Origin of the sequence: Puia sp. (genome assembly GCF_036500295.1) — a bacterium.
Taxonomy (GTDB): Bacteria; Bacteroidota; Bacteroidia; order Chitinophagales; family Chitinophagaceae; genus Puia.
On record NZ_DASYCH010000062.1, the window covers coordinates 91,752 to 106,804 of the forward strand.

General features: G+C 56.7%; 12 protein-coding genes. All 12 read left to right on the forward strand.

Annotated elements, in window-relative coordinates; genetic code table 11:
* Positions 1–3: 3 nt before the first annotated feature.
* Positions 4–1,941 carry an asparagine synthase (glutamine-hydrolyzing) gene (gene asnB, locus VGM48_RS12565; protein ID WP_331579587.1) on the forward strand — a complete coding sequence of 646 codons (1,938 nt, stop codon included), beginning with the start codon at positions 4–6 and terminating at the stop codon, positions 1,939–1,941.
* On the forward strand, positions 1,938–4,280 hold the full coding sequence (locus tag VGM48_RS12570) for a glycosyl hydrolase family 28-related protein (protein WP_331579589.1): 2,343 nt from the start codon (positions 1,938–1,940) through the stop codon (positions 4,278–4,280). The genes asnB and VGM48_RS12570 overlap by 4 nt, the downstream gene beginning before the upstream one ends.
* A gap of 46 nt (positions 4,281–4,326) precedes the next feature.
* The gene (locus tag VGM48_RS12575; RefSeq protein ID WP_331579591.1) at positions 4,327–5,469 is read left to right on the forward strand and encodes a glycosyltransferase family 4 protein; all 1,143 of its coding nucleotides are present in this window, start codon (positions 4,327–4,329) and stop codon (positions 5,467–5,469) included.
* 36 nt (positions 5,470–5,505) lie between these two features.
* A complete protein-coding gene (locus VGM48_RS12580; RefSeq protein ID WP_331579593.1) occupies positions 5,506–6,069 on the forward strand; it encodes a WcaF family extracellular polysaccharide biosynthesis acetyltransferase in 564 nt (187 codons plus the stop codon).
* Between the two features lie 117 nt (positions 6,070–6,186).
* Positions 6,187–7,302: an acyltransferase gene (locus tag VGM48_RS12585; protein ID WP_331579595.1), complete on the forward strand. Its 1,116-nt coding sequence runs from the start codon at positions 6,187–6,189 to the stop codon at positions 7,300–7,302.
* Entirely contained in the window at positions 7,292–9,238 is a 1,947-nt protein-coding gene (locus VGM48_RS12590; RefSeq protein WP_331579597.1) for a dehydrogenase E1 component subunit alpha/beta, read from the forward strand. The genes VGM48_RS12585 and VGM48_RS12590 overlap by 11 nt, the downstream gene beginning before the upstream one ends.
* Positions 9,238–10,641 (forward strand): 2-oxo acid dehydrogenase subunit E2, encoded by a 1,404-nt coding sequence (locus VGM48_RS12595; RefSeq protein ID WP_331579599.1) that lies wholly within the window; start codon positions 9,238–9,240, stop codon positions 10,639–10,641. Before VGM48_RS12590 ends, VGM48_RS12595 begins: the two co-directional genes overlap by 1 nt.
* A 1-nt stretch (position 10,642) precedes the next feature.
* Positions 10,643–11,368, forward strand: coding sequence for a holo-ACP synthase (locus tag VGM48_RS12600; RefSeq protein ID WP_331579601.1), 726 nt, complete (start codon positions 10,643–10,645; stop codon positions 11,366–11,368).
* Positions 11,365–12,111 (forward strand): glycosyltransferase family 2 protein, encoded by a 747-nt coding sequence (locus VGM48_RS12605; RefSeq protein ID WP_331579603.1) that lies wholly within the window; start codon positions 11,365–11,367, stop codon positions 12,109–12,111. Before VGM48_RS12600 ends, VGM48_RS12605 begins: the two co-directional genes overlap by 4 nt.
* Before the next feature lie 7 nt (positions 12,112–12,118).
* Positions 12,119–13,234, forward strand: a complete 1,116-nt coding sequence (gmd, locus tag VGM48_RS12610) for a GDP-mannose 4,6-dehydratase (RefSeq protein ID WP_331579605.1) — start codon at positions 12,119–12,121, stop codon at positions 13,232–13,234.
* A gap of 6 nt (positions 13,235–13,240) precedes the next feature.
* Positions 13,241–14,167, forward strand: coding sequence for a GDP-L-fucose synthase (gene fcl, locus VGM48_RS12615; protein WP_331579607.1), 927 nt, complete (start codon positions 13,241–13,243; stop codon positions 14,165–14,167).
* A 12-nt stretch (positions 14,168–14,179) separates the two neighbouring features.
* On the forward strand, positions 14,180–14,920 hold the full coding sequence (locus tag VGM48_RS12620; RefSeq protein WP_331579609.1) for a tyrosine-protein phosphatase: 741 nt from the start codon (positions 14,180–14,182) through the stop codon (positions 14,918–14,920).
* Positions 14,921–15,053: the final 133 nt, after the last annotated feature.

A 15,053-nucleotide genomic window follows, 5' to 3' on the forward strand; every position in this document is an offset into this window, starting at 1 on the left:
TTTATGTGCGGTATCGCAGGTATCTTGAATTTCCATGACCGGCAGGTGGACCCGGGTATCGTCAATCAGATGACGGACTCGCTGGCGCATCGCGGTCCCGACGCCGACGGGTTTTGGACCGAAGGCGCGGTAGCATTAGGTCATCGCCGGCTCTCTATCATTGACCTGTCCTCCGCGGCCAATCAGCCTTTCTTTGATAACGGCGGCCGGTATGCCATGGTCTTCAACGGCGAGATGTACAATTACCAGGAGGTGAAAGACCGGCTCGGCGACTATGCCTTCCGCACCACGGGCGACACCGAAGTGCTGATCGCCGCCTATGCCAAATGGGGGGCGGACTGTATCCAGTACTTCCGGGGGATGTATTCCTTCGTCATCTGGGACCGGCAGGAAAAGGAACTCTTCATCGCCAGGGACCGGCTTGGCGTAAAACCGTTATACTTTTATCAGGATAACGACCGGCTGCTGTTCGCCTCCGAGATCAGGGGCATCCTCGCTTCGGGGCTGGTCCCCCTGGTTCTGGACCCCGCGGCGCTGATCGATTTTTTCAGCTATCAGTCCGTCAGCGCTCCTGAGTCTCCCGTAAAAGGCATCCGTCAGCTGGAAGCCGGCTGCTGGATGCGGATCAACAGGCAGGGACAGACGAAGACCCAGCGATACTGGGATGTTACGGCCGCAAAAATGGATGTCGATCCCAACGATGAGCCCGCGATCCGGCGAAGGATCCGGGAGCTGACACTGCAGGCCGTGAGCCGCAGGCTGGTCAGCGACGTGCCGGTGGGCGCCTTTCTCTCCGGCGGCATCGATTCCAGCGCCGTGGTGGGGCTGATGGCGGAAGCCGGCAGTTCCCGGCCCAACACCTTTACGGTCGCCTTCGAGGAAAAAGAATACGACGAATCGTCCTATGCGGAGCTGATCGCAAAAAAGTTCAATACCGTCCATACGAATATCCTGCTGAAGCCGACGGTCTTCCTGGATGAACTGCAAAATGCGCTGAATGCCATGGATACGCCGAGCGGGGATGGCGTCAACAGTTATGTCGTGTCGAAGGCGATCCGCAAGGGTGGGATGACCGTGGCCCTTTCGGGGGTGGGTGGAGACGAGCTGTTTGCGGGCTACCCCTTCTTTGATCAATATCTGCAGTTGCAGAAAGCCCGGCCCTGGTATTGGCTGCCCGGCGGGCTGAGAAAAGGGCTGGCGGGGCTTGCGCTCGGTTCGGGTCCCGGGAAGAAGGACCGGATGAAACAGCTGCTGCGGCTGCCCTCGCCGTCGATCGATCACTCCTATCCGATCTTCCGTCAGTTGCTTTCCCCTGCGCTGATCCGGGAATATACCACGCTTGCACAGGACCGGATGTCCACGGAGCTTGCGCAGGACAGACTTGTCACGGGGCCCGGGCGGCATCGGCTTGCCGGGGACGGGCCGATGACGACGGTGGAGAAAGAACTGGCGCGGCGGAAAGCCGGTCTACAGGCCCTCCCGCTGCTGAGCCAGGTATCGGCCGCCGAATACATGGGCTATACCCAGCATACCCTGCTGAAAGATATGGATCAGATGAGTATGGCGGTGTCGTTGGAAGTTCGCGAACCGTTCTTCGATCAGGACCTGGTGGAGTTTGTGCTGGCGGTGCCGGATCGGTGGAAGAAGCCGGTGTATCCGAAGAGCCTGCTTGTAGAATCGCTGAAACCGCTGTTGCCCGATGAGATCGTCCACCGGCGGAAGCAAGGGTTTCTTTTTCCGTGGGAGGTCTGGATGCGCAATGAATTGCGGGCGTTTTGCGATGTATACATTAACAATATGGCCCAGCGATCGTTTATCAATGGCGATGCCCTCACGGCTTGCTGGCGGCGGTTTCTGTCGGGCGATAAGAATATCCGCTGGGGAGAGATCTGGCTTTTCGTGGTGTTGGAATACTGGCTGGAAAAAAATGGAATAAAATGAGGCGGCGGTTCGCGCATATCGGGATAGCGGTGGTTGTGCTGGCGTTGTCGATTCGGGGCTTTGCGCAGGAGAGCCTTGCGCAGGGTTCCGCGGCTCAGGGGCGCGAAGAATTCATCGGCCCGCTGAAAGGCTGGGCCAATGTCCGCCACGGATTTGGCGCCAAGGGCAACGGAAAAGATGACGACACCCACGCCCTGCAAACCGCCATCGACCTGCTCAGCGTACCGCCCAAGAGTTTCGGCATGGGCGCCGGCGCCTATACAGTAGTCTATCTGCCGGCCGGCGTCTATTGTATCTCGGCGCCGCTGCGCTTGCGCGGGAAGATCGGCGTCAGCATCCTCGGCGAAGACCCGGCAAGGACCATCATCAAATGGACGGGAAAGGACAGCGGGAGCATGTTCCTCGCCGATGGTTCCGCGTATTTCCGGGTGAGCCGGTTTACCTGGGATGCCAATGGCAGGAAAGGGATCGAAGGCCTCGGCATCCACTGGCGGCATCAATGGAATGACGCCCAAAGCCAGAGCTTTGCCGCACTTAATATCGAACTGTCCGACAACTGGTTCATCGGAGGTTTCCGTTTGGGGATCAGCGGCGGTACGACGCCGCAAACCGGAACAGGCAACAATGATTCGGAGATCACCATCCGCCGCTGCCGCTTCGACCATTGCGCGACCGGCATCGGGATCATCGGGTTCAACGCCCTGGACTACTGGATCTGGGACAGCCGTTTCCTGCAATGCGGCAAGGGCGTTGACTGTGCCTATGGCAACTATCATCTTTACGGATGTTATTTCTCGGGCTCGGCGGTCAGCGATGTCCACAACAACAATGGGTACTATAATTCACTGCGGGGTTGTTTATCCGTCAACGCCAATGACTGCTCCTCCGATGAAGGCGGCAGCTCCAATCCCTTCAAGCGAATTTTTCAGGATGATACGATCGTCAACCCCGTCCATGTCCCCATCCGGCATAACCATCTCGGGAAACTGACCCTGCTGGGGAATGCCATTACGGCCAACACCGGCAGCGACTCGAATCTCAGCGTCTATAACCGGAGCTGGTACGACTGCACCTATGAGGCGCTTTCACTGCATAACAGCTATGCGTATGCGGATGCCGTCAAACTCGACCGGGACCCGCATAAACTATACAGCTTTGCCGATCGGGTCGACCGCAACTGGCGGGTCGACACGGCCGGTTTTCTTACACGGATGGACCGGACCCCGCCAAGGGTGGAGCGAAGGGTCTTTGAGATCCCGGCCGGCGCCGGCAGTATGATCATCCAGGCGGCGCTGGATTCGGCAGCGGCGCTGAAGGGCCACCGGCCGGTCGTCCATTTTCGGATGGGCACCTATTATATCACCCGGCCGCTGACGATCCCGGCTGGTTGCGATATGCAATTGATCGGCGACGGCTGGGTCTACAACACGGTGATCCGGCCGGCGGATATCGCCGCTTTTCACCGGGTTCCGCTGCTGGTGGTGGAAGGGCCCAGCTTTATCAGCATCCGGGATATCCATTTCGGGGATGCGGGTTTAAAGGGCGAATGGGCCGGAATCCTGTTTAAAAATGTCGATCAGCCGCAGGCCCAGGTGCATATCGATCAACTGTATTCCCCCGCTGCCGATACCTCGCTGTATGTAGGGGATCTCAACCATCTGTATGTCGAGAAGGACAACTCGTTCTTTAGCGCGGGCAATTATATCTCGGGCGGCAATCTTGTCCGGCAGGGCCGCGGGACGTCCCGGGTCTGTTGCTATGGCGGGCAGTTTGCGCATCTTTGGGTAGAGAACAATGGCCGGTTTGTCGCGAAGGATTGTTGGTGGGAAGGCGCCGACAAGACGCCGCTGGACCTCAGCGGTTGGGGATCGGTCACCATTGATGGGGCGATGATCGCACCCTATAAGCAGGACAGTACGACGACGGTGAATATCGGGAAATTCCGGGGCTCCGTCAGCCTGATGAATATGTATCTTCAGGGGGCGCTGTTGCCCCGCAGCGACAACCCCGGGCTGAACCTGCTTGTCTGGAATATCCATTTCTATCATAAAATGAATGTCCTGGCGTTCCTGGAAAAGGGAGCGACCTACAAGGCGGCCTTTCTGGGACTCAATGCCCAATGCTTCCGGGCCAATGATCCGGAGTGCCGGTTGATCAGTTGTATCAACGACCGCCTGCAGAACGTCGGCGATATCGGCCGGTTCCTCGATATGGAGACCGCCGCCACGCGGGAGAGCCAACCGGTCCCGCTCACTGAACTACCGGCCGGCGCCAGCAACATCCATCTTTCGCGGGTAAGCTTTGGCGTGATGAACCGGGGGGTCAGCTTCGCGCCCTAGACGGCAAGGACGCAGCGAATGCATGCCTTTTAACTTTTTGAAACCGATGAAAAAGAAGATACTTGTTTTAGTGGATTGGTTTGTACCGGGATATAAGGCGGGCGGACCGATACAATCCTGTGTGAACTTTGTATTTGCCATGAAGGAGGACTATTCCGTCTACGTGCTGACGACCGATACGGATCATGGCGAGACCAGCCCTTATGAAGGGATCGAATCCGGGCGCTGGACCAACGACCTGCACCCGGATATCAACGTATACTACCTGCCGAAAGCAACGCTGACAGCGGCCAGGGTGCAAGAGCAGATGGACGCCGTGCAGGCCGACTATGTTTATCTCAACCACCTGTTCTCGCCCCTGTTTGTCGTCTACCCTCTTTGGCTGAAATTCCGGGGCCTGCTGAAGAGCGAGATCGTCGTTTGCCCCCGCGGCGCGCTTTATGAAAGCGCTCTTTCGGTCAAACGCTGGAAGAAGACCCCCTTCCTGTTCCTCTTCCGCCGGATGAAACTGCACAAACGGGTGCTATTCCATGCCACCAACAAGCGGGAAAAAGACGCGATCCTCCAGCACTTTCCCGGAAGCCGGGTGCTTATCGCCGACAACCTGCCCAATATGCGGCAGCCCTCCTTTGGAAACATCGCGAAGGAGCCGGGTTCGCTGAAAATTATTTTTATCGCGCGGATCGTAGCGATAAAGAACCTGCTGTTCCTGCTCAACGCGATGGAACAGGTGACGAACGCAACGCTGGAACTCACCATCATCGGTCCCGTTGAGGAGAAAGCCTACTGGAGCGAATGTGAACGGAAGATGGCCGCGATGCCCGCCAATACTACGGTGCGTTACCTGGGGCCGAAGCGGAATGACGAGTTGATGCCCATTCTGCAACAACATCATCTTTTTGCGCTGCCTACCACCGGGGAGAATTTCGGTCATTCGATCTTCGAGGCCTTCCTTGCAGGCCGGCCTGTGCTGATCAGCGATCAGACGCCCTGGCTGGGGTTGCCGGACCGGAAGGCGGGCTGGGATCTGCCGCTGGCTACGACCGGGCCTTTTACCCGGGCGCTGGCGGCCGCCGCGGACTGGGATCAGGCGGGTTTTGACGAATGGGCCCGGGGCGCCTGGCAACATGCTGAAAAGTTTATCAAAAATCCGGAACTTCACGATCAATATCTCAAGTTGTTCGCCTGACCACAACGGTACAAACATGACCACAATGGTACAAACATGAGCACAACGGTACAAAAGAAAGTAAACAACGCGGCCTACCGGACCACCATTGCCATCGGAGCTTCACGGCTCAAGCAGGTGACCTGGTATTTTACCAACCTCGTCTTCTTTACGAACCCCTTCAACGTCCTCTCTTCGCTGAAGGTCTCCTTGCTGAAGGCGTTTGGCGCGCGGGTAGGCGTGGGGGTGGTCATCAAGCCGTCCGTGAATATCAAATTTCCCTGGAAGTTACAGGTGGGCGACCATACGTGGATCGGCGAAGACGTCTGGATCGACAATCTTTCGGATGTGACCATCGGCAGCCATGTGACGCTTTCGCAGGGTTGTCTGTTGCTGACGGGCAGTCATGATGCGGCCCGGGAGACCTTCGATTTCCTTTCCCAGCCGATCGTGCTGGAGGATGGCGTCTGGATCGGCGCGCGGGCCGTCGTGGGTGGCGGCGCCCGTTGCGGTACGCATAGTATCCTGGGGATCAATTCGGTGGCCGAAAGCGATCTGGAACCCTATACCATTTATAAAGGAAACCCCGCCATACCCGTACTCCGCCGGATCGTTAGCTGACCCCGCGCCGATTCGCGGCAATTTGCGCCGGTTCGCGCCGGTTCGCGCCAATCCGCGCCGGTTCGCGCCAATCCGCGCCGGTTCGTACCAGTCCCCGAAGACTATTAAACCGTATAAATGAAAGGCACTTACCTGAAAGGGCTCAATACCCTACGATTCTTTGCCGCTTTTTTTGTGATCATCTCGCACTGGCAGATCTCGATGAATAAACTGGGCGATTACCGGTTTGAGAAATGGGCCGTTTTCCAACGGGGTGGTGAGGCGGTGGAATTCTTCTTTACTCTGTCCGGGTTCCTGATCACCTACCTGTTGCAAAAAGAGATCGTCCGCACTTCGACGGTCTCGATAAAGGAATTTTATATTCGCCGGGTATTCCGCATCTGGCCGTTGTACTTCCTGTTGGTGCTGATCGGTTTTGTGGGATTTGGGATCCTCCTGCCCAAATTTACCGGGCAACGGCTATTCGAATTTCCGTTGATGACGGGAGCACTCCTTTTTATCTTCTTCCTGCCCAACCTGGCTTCGGCGTTGTACCCAACGGCCCTTCTGCATCCGCTTTGGTCGATCGGGGTCGAGGAACAATATTATCTTTTCTGGGCGCCGCTGGCAAAGCTGTTCAGGAATAATATCATCCGGCTGATCGGCGTCTTCCTGACCCTGACCTGCATCTGGTATGTCATCGTCTACTACCGCATTTTTGCCTTCCCGGATTATTTGCGGAGCTTTTTTCTGTTCCAGAAATTCTATGCGATGGCGATGGGCGGCCTTTTCGGGTGGATCCTTTTTGCGAAGGCACCGGCATATCGCCGGTCACTTTGGGCCTTACCCTGGATGCAATGGCTTGTATTTGGGATCATCGTGTGGTATTTCCTTACCGGCATTCCCGGGCAACCCGTAAACGAAAACCCTTTCCTGCATATCGGGATGTCCGCGTTGTACGGACTGTTGATCCTCAATTCCTCCATGCTGGAAAATCCGGCGATCAACCTGGAAAAACAACCTTTTGTTTATCTTGGGACCATATCCTACGGATTGTATATGTACCATATGCTGGTAGACTATTTTATACGCTTTACCTGTATCAAATTCCGGCTGGTCAGCCGGTTCGGAATCGCAAAACTGGCCCCCACGTACCTCGTATTTTTGCTTGCGGGAACCGTTTTAGTCTCATCTTTGTCTTATAAGTACCTTGAATCGTACTTTCTTCGTTTAAAGGACCGGCATGCTAAATAATCGAATCGCCATCAATCATCGGATCATCCGCGAGGCATTGCGCATCCGGAAGGTGGAAGAGAAATTCCTGGAATTGTTCTCCCAGGGAAAGCTCAATGGCACCGTGCATACTTGCGTGGGGCAGGAGTTCTCCGCCCTTGCCTTTGCGGGGCAGCTGAAGAAAAAGGACTTTATCTTTTCCAACCACCGGTGTCATGGCCATTATATCGCCTTTACGGGGGATACCCGGGGGCTGCTGGCCGAATTGCTGGGAAAGCGCAGCGGCACCTGCGGAGGCATCGGAAGCAGTCAGCACCTTTGTCATAATAACTTTTTCTCCAATGGGATCCAGGGTGGTATCGTCCCCGTATCCGCGGGTTTTGCCCTTGGTAATAAGCTGAAGGGCACCGGTGCGGTGGGGGTCGTCTTTATCGGCGACGGGACCCTCGGCGAGGGTACGATCTATGAGACGATGAATATCATCAGCAAATGGGAGATTCCCCTGCTGATCGTCTGCGAGAACAATTTCTATGCTCAATCGACCCCACAGCATATCAATCTGGCCGGGGATATCCTGGCAAGGGCGGCTGCTTTCGGCATCCGTACCGACCGCGGGAATACCTGGGCGCCGGAGGATCTGATGATCCGGGCGCAGGAAGCGATCGACTATGTGCGCGAGACCTCGCGGCCCGGCTTTTTCCTGGTGGAGACCTACCGGCTGAATGCGCATAGCAAGGGCGATGACGACCGTGATCCCGCCGAGGTGGAAGCCCACCGGGAGAAGGATTTTCTGCAGGTGTTCCAGGGGGAATCCCCCGCCTATTTCCAGATGTACAACGACGCACTGGATGTGGAGATCAATACCCTGGTGGAGGAGATCCTGCAGGAGGGAGATCTTGCGGCGGAAGACTATTACCAGCACCAGCCGACGGTGACCGGGGAAGAATGGACACCGCTGGAAGCGATCAACAAGCGGCAGGTGGAATTGCTGAACGCCTTTTTTCGCGATGCGATCGTCGCTGACGACCGGGCGGTGTTCCTTGGCGAGGATATCCTCTCACCCTATGGCGGCGCCTTCAAGGTGACAAAAGAACTGTCCTTTCTCCGGCCCGAAAGGGTCTTCTCGACCCCGATATCCGAATCGGCGATAACCGGGATATCCAACGGCCTTGCGCTTAACGGCTTCAAACCTTATATGGAGATCATGTTCGGGGATTTTATGACCCTGGCCTTTGACCAGATCGTCAACCATGCCTCGAAGTTTCATCATATGTTCAACAAGAAGGTCACTTGTCCCGTCGTCATCCGGACGCCGATGGGGGGAAGACGGGGGTATGGCCCGACGCACTCTCAGACGCTGGATAAATTCCTGGTGGGGATCGACAATGTCCGCACCGTGGCGTTGAACACCTTTTTTGATCCGGCGGTCCTCTACCGGTCGATCAGCGTCGAAACGCATCCGGTCATCGTGATCGAGAACAAGACGGATTATGGAAAGAAGATAGCCCAACAGCAATACCCGAATTTTGTCTACGAACGGAATAACGATGCGTACCCGGTGGTGCGCATCCGGCCGGCGGTGTCGGCGCCGACCCTGACCATCGTCGCCTATGGCGGCATGGCGGAGATGGTGGCGGGCATGCTGGAAGACATCTTTCTGACGACCGACCACAAACCGGAACTGATCGTTCCCTCACTGATCTCGCATCTGCCGGTGGACCTGGTGGCCGGGTCGGTGACCGATTCAGGCCGGCTGTTGGTGGTGGAAGAGGGGTCGGGTTTTGCCGGGATCGGCAGCGAACTGATCGCCGCGGTGATGGAGATGACCCACGGTGGATTTACGGCGCGGCGGGTCACGGCGTATCCCGTTCCCATCCCGTCGGTCAAATCATTGGAAAATAGTGTCCTGCCCGATAAGCGCAGGATATTGGCAGAGATAAAAACATCTTTCAGCTAATGGCCTTACTACAGGAAATATTGGTGCCGCTGCTCGCGGTGAACGATACCACGCTGACCGTCGTGGAGCTGCCGTGCGTTGCCGGGGCTGCCGTAAAGAAAGGCGAGGTGATCCTGGTGCTGGAGACCTCGAAGACCAGCTATGATGTGGAAGCGCCCGTGGATGGGTATATCCAGTATTGCTGCGAGGCCGAACGGGATTATGCGGTGAATGAGGTGATCGCGCGGCTTTACAGCGAAGTGTCCGAGGCGTCGGCGCCCGTGCCGGGGCGTCCGCGTGTGGCAAAGCCCGTCGTTGCACCCGCTATAAATGGCCAGCAGTATGCGCCCAGCGCTATGACTCCGCCGGTTCAATCCCGTCGGGCTGCCGCGACGCCCGCGCATTGGGGCGGGGAGACCCTTTTCTCTTACGAGGCGGAGCGATTGATCGAGGCCGCGGGCCTCGCCCGGGAGACATTCGCCGGCCGCGATCTTGTTACCGGGGCGGATGTACAGCAATATCTCAACCCCGTTGCGGCGCCGGGTGCGAGGATGGCCGCGCCGACTGCGGCAACCCCGACTGCGGCAGCGCTGACGGCGGCAGGAACGGCTACGTCCTTGAAAGCCGTGGCGCCCGTCGACCCGTCCAAAGCCATTGTGCAGAAACTGCAGTCCGCCAAGAGGCGCGAAATAGAATATCTCAGCGATATCCAGTCGACGGGTCTCACCAGCACGCTGAACACCCATATCGAGATGGAGGGCATCTTCCCGCAACTCAACAAGGGGCTTGGCTATCTGAAGGACTCGCTGTTGCCGGTGATCGTTTATGAAACGGCACGGATGCTGGCCGGCTACCCGTTGCTGAATGCTTATTTCACGGGGGATGCCGTGGCGGTATATAAAGAAGTGAATCCCGGGTTTGCGATCGATATCGACAAGGGATTGAAAGTATTGAAACTCGAGGGGGCCGGTGGAAAAAGCCTTCGCGACATCGAGGCGGATATCCTGCGGCTCTCGGGGGCTTATCTCGATGATACCCTGACCGTGGAGCAGCTGACCGATATCACGTTTACCATCACCGACCTGTCTGCCGAAGGCGTTGCTTTCTTCCGGCCGCTGATCAATAAAATGAACAGCGCCATCCTCGGTGTATCGGCGATCGACGAGAAACTACAACGCTGTACGTTTAGCCTGAGCTTTGACCACCGGGTAACCGAGGGCAAATATGTCGCCGGGTTTCTCCGGGAGTTAAAGGAACGGATAGAGTCGTATAGGGGCGATGCCGGGGGATTTTATACCGATATCAGCTGTTTTAAATGTTATAAAACATTGAAGGAAGATCTGGGTGGAACGGGTTTTGTACGATGTATCACGCCGGAAGGGAAAGAGGGCTATGTTTGTCAGAGCTGTCTAAAGGGTTTTTAGTATGGAAGGAAAGCTAAAGGAAATAGTGTCGGCATTCATCCGCGTTCCTGCGGAGCAGATCGGGGCGGCGACCCCTGTCGACCGGCGGGCGGTGAAGAGTTCGATCATGCTGCACCGGATGTATGCGCGGCTGGCGGAAGAGGGGTTTGTGGTGAAGGATTATGCGTCGGTGAGGGTTTTTGGCGATTTGTTCGGCGCGCCAAAGGAAGTAGCGGCGCCGGTCGACATTGTTGAGGCGCCCGCGCCGACGGCGCAAGCCGGCGGCGTCGAACCCATCGCGATGGGTATCGACATCGAATCGATAGATTCGATGCCGCGGGCGGCAGATTTTAGGAGCGAGGAATTTTATAAGATGAATTTCACCCCGCGGGAGATCGCCTACTGTATCCTGCAGGCGGACCCCTATTCATCCTTTGCCGGGCTTTTTGCGGCGAAAGAGGCGTTGGTCAAGGCGGATGGATCGATGCGTGAAAAGCCGTATAATCAACTGGGCATTGGTCATTCCCCGGAGGGTAAGCCGCTGTATCCGGGCTTTACGCTTTCCATTGCACATGCGAATGGAACGGCGGTGGCGGTAGCCGCCCGTGGTGGAAATGGCGCGGGGACGATGCCGGTGCTGACGGCGCCGGCTGTCGCTTCTGGCGGCCGGAGCGACGTTGGATCATGGGTGGCCTGGCTGGCCTTGTTGCTTGCCGCGGCAACCTTAACCATTGTATTACTCCGATGAAGATCTCGATCATTACGGCAACGTATAACAGCGCGGCGACCGTTGCCGACACCCTTGACTGCATCAGCCGCCAGGATCATTCGGATATCGAGCATATCATCGTGGATGGCGGATCGACGGATAGCACGCTGGAGATCGTCCGGCGGTTTCCCCATGTGGCAAAAGTGGTCAGCGGAAAGGATAAGGGGATCTATGACGCGATGAACAAAGGCATCCGGCTGGCGACGGGCGAGGTCGTCGGGATCCTCAACTCCGACGATATCTATACCGATGAAAAAGTGCTGTCGGCGGTCGGCGGGGCATTTTCCGATGCGGCCGTGATGACGGTGTATGCCGACTTGCAATATGTTTACCCTGACGACCTTTCCCGCGTTCAGCGGACCTGGAAGACGGGTCGTTTCAAGCGAAAGAACTTTTATTACGGGTGGATGCCGCCGCATCCGACGTTTTTCGTTCGCAAGGAGGTTTATCAGCAGGCGGGACTTTTCAATCTTGAGCTGCGGTCGGCGGCCGATTACGAGCTGATGCTGCGTATCCTGCTGAAGCTGGGGATGTCGGCGCATTATATTCCGCGGGTGATCGTGAAGATGCGGGCGGGAGGCATGAGCAATGCGTCCCTCTTCAACCGGCTCCGGGCCAACAAGGAAGACCGGATGGCCTGGCGGCTCAACGGATTACGGCCATATTTCTTTACATTGTATCTGAAACCGCTGCGAAAAATCCATCAATTCATAGTTAAGTAAAACCATTATGTCGAAAGTAGCATTGATCACGGGCATTACAGGACAGGACGGGGCGTATTTATGCGAGCTGTTGTTGAAAAAAGGATATATCGTTCATGGTATCAAGAGGAGAAGCTCTCTTTTCAATACCGACAGGATCGACCACCTTTATCAGGACCCACACGAGTCCAATGTACAACTGCACCTTCACTATGGCGACCTGACCGATTCGACCAATCTGATCCGGATCATCCAGGAGACGCAGCCGGATGAGATCTACAACCTGGCGGCGATGAGCCATGTACATGTGAGCTTTGAGACCCCCGAATACACGGCCAATGCGGATGGTATCGGGACCTTGCGCATCCTCGAGGCGGTACGGCTGCTGGGGCTGACGAAAAAGACCCGGGTCTACCAGGCCTCCACCTCGGAGCTTTACGGGCTGGTGCAGGCCGTGCCGCAATCCGAGACAACTCCGTTCTATCCCCGCAGCCCTTACGCTGTGGCCAAGTTATACGCCTACTGGATCACGGTGAACTACCGGGAAGCCTACCAGATGTATGCCACCAATGGCATCCTGTTCAACCACGAATCACCCCTGCGCGGTGAAACCTTTGTCACCCGGAAGATCACCCGGGGCGTCGCCAAGATCGGCCTCGGCCTGCAGGACAAGATCTTTCTGGGGAACCTGGATGCCCGGCGGGACTGGGGTCATGCCAAGGACTATGTGGAAGCCATGTGGCGTATCCTGCAGCAGCCGACCCCCGAGGATTATGTCATCGCGACGGGGGTGACCACCCCGGTCCGGGACTTCGTTCGGATGGCGTTTGAAGAAATTGGCGTGGAACTTGAGTTTAAAGGAAAAGCGGAAAAGGAAGTGGGGGTCGTGGTCAAAAGCAGCAACCCGGATTTCCGGGTGGAACCTGGAAAGGAAGTGATTGCGGTGGATGCACGGTATTACCGGCCTACGGAGGTCGATCTGCTGATCGGCGACCCCACGAAGGCACAGCAAAAGCTGGGTTGGAAACCGGTCTATACGCTGCCCATGCTGGTAAAGGAGATGGTGGATGCGGATGTCCAGCTTTTCCGCAAAGAACGGGTGTTAAAAGACTCGGGATTTTATGTCAGGAATCAGTACGAATAACACAATATGCAACCGACAGACAAGATTTATGTCGCCGGCCACCGGGGAATGGTGGGATCGGCAATCCTCCGAAGACTACAAAAAGATGGATTTAAGAACCTGATCACCCGTACCTCCGCCGAGCTCGACCTGAAAGACCAGGTGGCGGTGAGGGCTTTCTTCGAAACCGAACGGCCGGACTATGTTTTCCTCGCGGCCGCCAAGGTGGGCGGGATCATGGCCAATAACACCTATCGCGCCGAATTTCTGTACGATAATGTCATGATCCAGTCCAATACGATCGATTCGGCATGGCGTTCGGGCGTCCGGAAGCTGATGTTCCTGGGCTCCTCCTGTATCTATCCCAAGATGGCGCCGCAGCCGCTGAAGGAAGAATACCTGTTGACGGGTCCGCTGGAACCCACCAACGAACCCTATGCGATCGCCAAGATCACGGGCATCGAGATGTGCGACGCCTACCGGGCACAATATGGCTGTAACTTCATTTCGGTGATGCCAACCAACCTGTATGGGCCGAACGACAATTACGATCTGAATAACTCCCATGTCCTGCCCGCCCTGATCCGCCGGTTTCATGAGGCAAAGGTGAATAAGGCGCCGTCGGTCACCCTTTGGGGCACGGGCACCCCAAAACGGGAGTTCCTGCATGCCGACGATGTGGCCGACGCCTGTCTTTATCTCATGCAGCATTATAACGAGGGTGGTCTCGTCAACGTAGGAGTGGGTGAAGACCTGGAGATCCGGGAGCTGGCTGCGCTGATCAGCCGGATCGTAGGCTTTAGCGGCGAGATAAAGTATGATACGAATAAACCGGATGGAACGCCGAGAAAGATCATGGATGTGTCGAAGCTGCATGGTCTTGGCTGGAAGGCCACTATCGGTCTCGAGGAAGGGATAAGAGGGGTATACGAGGAATACCGCAAGGAACATTAAAGACATTGACCCATGTTCTCTTTTTTCAAGCGGAAGCCGGCGTCGTCAGGTCCGGCACTGGAGGGGTTGCGTTGCGACATGCATTCCCATCTGATCCCCGGCATCGATGACGGAGCGCAGGATATGGACCAGTCGATCGGGCTGATCCGGGGACTGGTGGCGCTTGGCTATAAGAAGATCATCACTACGCCGCATATCAATGCGGATGGGTTTCCCAATACCCCCGCGATCATCCGGGAAGGGCAGGCGGCCGTGGTGGCCGAATTGAAAAAGCAGGGCGTCGCGGTGGAATTCCATGCTGCCGCCGAATACCTGCTCGACGACGGTTTTTCGCGTGCCCTTTCCAACGGTGAATCCTTTCTCACGTTAAAGGATAATCTCATTCTGGTGGAGTTTTCTTTCGTCGTTCCGGCGATGAACATCAAGGATATCCTTTTCCAACTGCAGCTCAAGGGTTACCAGCCGGTGCTGGCCCATCCCGAGCGCTATCTCTACTTCGGCGCCAACAAAGGCTGGTACGACCAGTTACGGGATGCGGGCTGTCTTTTCCAGTTGAACCTTCTCTCCTTCCGCGGCCATTATGGCAAAGAAGCGCTGCAGCTCGCGGATTACCTCGTCAAAAAAGGCTATGTCGATCTTCTCGGCACCGATCTGCATCGTGCGCAGCATCTGGAAGGGCTCCATTCTGCCCGGATCGAGCAAAAGGTAGCCGCTTTGCTGGATACCGGCAAGATCCTCAATCCCGGGCTTTAGCGCGCCGTCCGGCTTGCTGGAGCGCCCCGCTTCCCACCTGCCCGCACCTCGCCGCCCGCCGCCTCCATTTTCCTCCTGCCTGCGATTCGCCCCCGCATGCCCATTCTCTCCCCTGATTAGCGCCACCAGCAGC

Bases quoted from the DNA above. Each gene is read 5' to 3' on its own strand.
- VGM48_RS12575 (WP_331579591.1), top strand. From the start codon at position 4,327: ATGAAAAAGAAGATACTTGTTTTAGTGGATTGGTTTGTACCGGGATAT.
- VGM48_RS12600 (WP_331579601.1), top strand. From the start codon at position 10,643: ATGGAAGGAAAGCTAAAGGAAATAGTGTCGGCATTCATCCGCGTTCCT.
- VGM48_RS12590 (WP_331579597.1), top strand. From the start codon at position 7,292: ATGCTAAATAATCGAATCGCCATCAATCATCGGATCATCCGCGAGGCA.
- fcl (WP_331579607.1), top strand. From the start codon at position 13,241: ATGCAACCGACAGACAAGATTTATGTCGCCGGCCACCGGGGAATGGTG.
- VGM48_RS12595 (WP_331579599.1), top strand. From the start codon at position 9,238: ATGGCCTTACTACAGGAAATATTGGTGCCGCTGCTCGCGGTGAACGAT.
- VGM48_RS12580 (WP_331579593.1), top strand. From the start codon at position 5,506: ATGAGCACAACGGTACAAAAGAAAGTAAACAACGCGGCCTACCGGACC.
- asnB (WP_331579587.1), top strand. From the start codon at position 4: ATGTGCGGTATCGCAGGTATCTTGAATTTCCATGACCGGCAGGTGGAC.
- gmd (WP_331579605.1), top strand. From the start codon at position 12,119: ATGTCGAAAGTAGCATTGATCACGGGCATTACAGGACAGGACGGGGCG.
- VGM48_RS12620 (WP_331579609.1), top strand. From the start codon at position 14,180: ATGTTCTCTTTTTTCAAGCGGAAGCCGGCGTCGTCAGGTCCGGCACTG.
- VGM48_RS12570 (WP_331579589.1), top strand. From the start codon at position 1,938: ATGAGGCGGCGGTTCGCGCATATCGGGATAGCGGTGGTTGTGCTGGCG.
- VGM48_RS12605 (WP_331579603.1), top strand. From the start codon at position 11,365: ATGAAGATCTCGATCATTACGGCAACGTATAACAGCGCGGCGACCGTT.
- VGM48_RS12585 (WP_331579595.1), top strand. From the start codon at position 6,187: ATGAAAGGCACTTACCTGAAAGGGCTCAATACCCTACGATTCTTTGCC.